The sequence below is a fragment of the Spirillospora sp. NPDC046719 genome, from assembly GCF_040645715.1.
Taxonomy (GTDB): Bacteria; Actinomycetota; Actinomycetes; order Streptosporangiales; family Streptosporangiaceae; genus Spirillospora.
In genome coordinates, this window is sequence record NZ_JBEYYT010000958.1 from 1 (window position 1) to 1,026 (window position 1,026).

Genomic DNA, 1,026 nt, shown 5'->3' on the forward strand with positions numbered 1-1,026 from the left:
ATCTGAATATGATAAAAAAACACCAGCATTAGCTGGCGTCATTCTCATTGTCTTTATTTCTTTCTTGATTTCTAATTCTTAGTTTTGATTTTTGTTTAATCATATATGCTCTAGTTTTACTAAATTTTACCTTTTTCAGCTCAGAATAGAGATATAGTCTACCTTTATAAAATTCAATTTTTTCTTTGTACTCATTCCCGTATATATCCTTAAATTTAACATTTAAATTGAATGTTGCATTTTGATCTTCTAATAAAAACGATATTATTTTTTCTTGATTTACTGCAATATCTTTAGGATATGGATTGTTTTTGCCCAGTTCAAAAGTAAATGATAACGCACTATTTTTACCTATATTTTTTAACTTGATTGTTTTGGGGAAGTTGTGAGGACCCATGACCTTAAATCCCGTAGAAATTTCTTGTTCATTCTCAATAATTTTTCTTTCTTCTTCTCCCCACTTTTTAACGCCATATAATTTTCTATTTTTCTTTACTATAACTTTATAATCTGTAGTATCATCCTCAATTTTACCTTCTTTTATTCTTAAAGGTGAAGGTATTGATTCTAGCTTCAAAAATGGTAATACTGATTTTCTTTGATTATCCCTTGTGCTGTGAATTGTATACCATAGCGCAAGTAAAGCAATTACAATGCTTAATATATCTCCAAAATTTATTTTGAGTTCAATTAAATTATCCATAGTTGTTACTATCCCCATTTCAATTCCTTATATTTTGATATTTAATATTTGCTACCCCTTATTAATTTTATCATAAGCAATAAAAAAACTGGCCAAAGCCAGGGTTAATTTTATAGCTTATTCGAATTTAATAGATATTGAAATATTTATTTTAAGAACAAGACCATCAAATCTTCATCAAAATATTCGTCTCCTTCTTTCAAGGCATTTATTTCAACTCCATATTTTTCAAAACCTAAGTTACTATATAGTTTTCTACCCGAAGTATTATTTGAAACAACTGACAGCCTTATTTGTTCTAAATCCGGATAATCTTTTTTTAC

General features: G+C 27.4%; 2 protein-coding genes. Both read right to left on the reverse strand.

All coding sequences use genetic code 11. The features are described 5' to 3' along the window. Positions 1-28: 28 nt before the first annotated feature. Positions 29-721 (reverse strand): hypothetical protein, encoded by a 693-nt coding sequence (locus ABZ914_RS51840; RefSeq protein WP_500201883.1) that lies wholly within the window; start codon positions 719-721, stop codon positions 29-31. Positions 722-849: 128 nt separating this feature from the next. Then, on the reverse strand, positions 850-996 hold the full coding sequence (locus ABZ914_RS51845; RefSeq protein WP_345947279.1) for a GNAT family N-acetyltransferase: 147 nt from the start codon (positions 994-996) through the stop codon (positions 850-852). Positions 997-1,026: the final 30 nt, after the last annotated feature.